At 68.2% G+C, this 2301-nt stretch carries 4 protein-coding genes; all 4 read right to left on the minus strand.

All coding sequences use genetic code 11. The features are described 5' to 3' along the window. Nucleotides 1-71: 71 nt before the first annotated feature. Nucleotides 72-341 (minus strand): 30S ribosomal protein S15, encoded by a 270-nt coding sequence (rpsO, locus tag VGB60_RS01060; RefSeq protein WP_331036436.1) that lies wholly within the window; start codon nt 339-341, stop codon nt 72-74. 49 nt (nt 342-390) lie between these two features. Further along, on the minus strand, nt 391-1320 hold the full coding sequence (gene truB, locus VGB60_RS01065) for a tRNA pseudouridine(55) synthase TruB (protein ID WP_331036437.1): 930 nt from the start codon (nt 1318-1320) through the stop codon (nt 391-393). Continuing rightward, nucleotides 1320-1841, minus strand: a complete 522-nt coding sequence (rbfA, locus tag VGB60_RS01070) for a 30S ribosome-binding factor RbfA (protein ID WP_331036438.1) — start codon at nt 1839-1841, stop codon at nt 1320-1322. The genes truB and rbfA overlap by 1 nt, the downstream gene beginning before the upstream one ends. 94 nt (nt 1842-1935) lie before the next feature. Continuing rightward, nucleotides 1936-2301, minus strand: a 366-nt coding sequence (locus VGB60_RS01075) for a DUF2459 domain-containing protein (protein WP_331036439.1), incomplete at its 5' end; no start/stop codon positions are given.

Consider the following 2301-nt stretch of genomic DNA (forward strand, 5'->3'; position numbering starts at 1 on the left):
GTTCTGGATGCGGAACGAGGCGCGGACATGGCCCGCGCCTCGAAAAACTCTTCCGCGTGTCCCGGCGCCTCTTAGCGGCGCAGGTTCAGCTTGGTGATCAGCGCCGTGTAGCGCTCGCGATCGACCTTCGACAGGTGGTCAAGAAGGCGACGACGCTGCGAGACCATCTTGAGCAGGCCGCGGCGCGAGTGGTTGTCCTTCTTGTGGGTCTTGAAGTGCTCGGTGAGGTTGGCGATGCGTTCCGAGAGGATCGCGACCTGGACCTCGGCCGAACCGGTGTCGCCCTCGGTGCGGGCGTTGTCGGCGATGACTTCGTTCTTGCGTTCAGCGGTAATCGACATCGGGTATCCTTTCCTTGCCCTACCGCGCTTCGCGCTACTTGAGGGCAGGCTAGAGGTTAAAAACGCGGTCGGGTTCCAGCCGGCCGGCCCGCAACTGACCGAGAGCGACGAGGGTCTGGCCCTGAAAGGCTGAAACGGTTCTCGAGCCCTCCCGAAGGCGGCTCTTGAGCGTTTCGACCTGTCTGGGGAGCAGAACGATCGGCCGTCCCTGCCGAAGCGAGAAGGCGTCTTGATCCGTCACGGCCAGCTCCGGGATGTCGTCCAGGGCGGTCGCGACGGGAAGCAAGCCTTCCGAGGCGGCGTCCCTATGCACCAGATCGGTCAGGAAATCCAGCGACACGGCGTTTTCCGTAGAGAACGGCCCGACCCGCTCCCGGCGCAGGGCCGAAACGTGCCCTTCGGCCCCGAGGGCGACCGCCAGATCGCGGGCCAGCGACCGGACGTAGACGCCCTTGCCGGTCCGCATGGTGATCTCGACGTGATCGGCGTCGGGCGCGTCCGTGACCGCCGCCTCATGGATGGTCACGCGCCGCGCCGCGAGCTCGAACTCGGCCCCGTCACGGGCCAGGTCATAGGCCCGCTGGCCGTCGACCTTGATGGCCGAAAAGCGCGGCGGGGTCTGGTCGATCTCGCCGACGAAGCCCGCCAGCGCCGCCCGCACCGCCTCCGCGTCCGGCCGCACGTGCGAGCGGGCGACGATCTCGCCTTCACGGTCGAGGCTGTCGGTCGAGACGCCCCAGTTGACGGTGAAGCGATAGACCTTCTGCGCCTCCATCATGAAGGGCACGGTCTTGGTAGCCTCGCCCAGCGCGATCGGCAGGACGCCCGACGCCAGCGGGTCAAGCGTGCCCGCGTGGCCCGCCTTCTGCGCATCGAACAGCCGGCGGACCTTCGACACCGCCTCGGTCGAACCCATCTCCAGCGGCTTGTCGAGGCAGACCCACCCGTTGACGATTTCGCCCTTCTTGCGCCGGCCCACTAGGCCTCTTCCTCGGGCCCTACCGCGCTTCGCGCTGCTTGAGGGCCGCCCGGCCCGGCGCCCTCGTCAGCATCATCGTCCTCGAACGGCGACACATAGACATCGGCGCGGACGCGCGGATCGTCGAGCAGGCGGTTCAGCCGCTCGGCCGCCGCGAAGCTCTCGTCATGGCGGAACCGCAGGTCCGGGGTGAAGCGCATGTCGATGTGCCGTCCCAGCGCGCCGCGCAGGAACTTCGCGTGCGCGTTGAGCGCCTTGACGATCGCATCGACCTGACCAGCGACGGGCGCGGTGTCGACGCCTGCGCCCAAGGGTTCGACGAAACAGGTGGCGTGCTTCAGGTCGGGCGACAGGCGCACTTCGGTGACGGTCACCGACACGCCGGTCAGGGCCTCGTCGCGGATCTCGTTCTCGCGCATGACCTCGACGAGGGCGTGGCGGATCATCTCCGAGGCGCGCAACTGACGCTGGCTGACCGTCCCGGCCTTGGCCGCGGGCTTCTTCGGTTTGCGGTTGCTCATCGGTCTGTCCTCCGCTCGCCGGGACTCGGACCCGGCTTGAAGCGAACGCTTCACGGCCCCGGATGAAGAAGCCTCGAAACGAAAGAGCGCGGGTCTAGTCCCGCGCGACGCCCCTGTCCAATTGCGCCCGGTCCACCGCCGCCATCACCTCAGCCGAGGTGATCGAACGCAGCGGCCGCACGGGCAGCCCGGCCGCGTTCAGCACGCCTCCGGACCAGTGGTTGCATAGGTTGCCAATCCAGAAATGCTCATGGCTGGCGAAGAAGCGCGCGTCGTCGCCGGCCCGCGCCGCGGCGATCCGGGCGCGCCCATCGGTGAGGTCCAGCGACTCCTCGATGTGCTCCGCCATGGCTTCGAAGCCCGCCGCCGAGAGGCGGAAGGTGCGGCGGCTCTCGGGCGGAAAGGCGCTTCGAGGGTCGTGCTGGGCCGGGTCGAGCATGACCACGGACGCATTGCCGGG

The sequence above is a fragment of the Brevundimonas sp. genome, from assembly GCF_036399195.1.
In the GTDB taxonomy this organism is placed as follows: Bacteria; Pseudomonadota; Alphaproteobacteria; order Caulobacterales; family Caulobacteraceae; genus Brevundimonas.

Bases quoted from the DNA above. Each gene is read 5' to 3' on its own strand.
- rpsO (WP_331036436.1), bottom strand. From the start codon at position 341: ATGTCGATTACCGCTGAACGCAAGAACGAAGTCATCGCCGACAACGCC.
- rbfA (WP_331036438.1), bottom strand. From the start codon at position 1,841: ATGAGCAACCGCAAACCGAAGAAGCCCGCGGCCAAGGCCGGGACGGTC.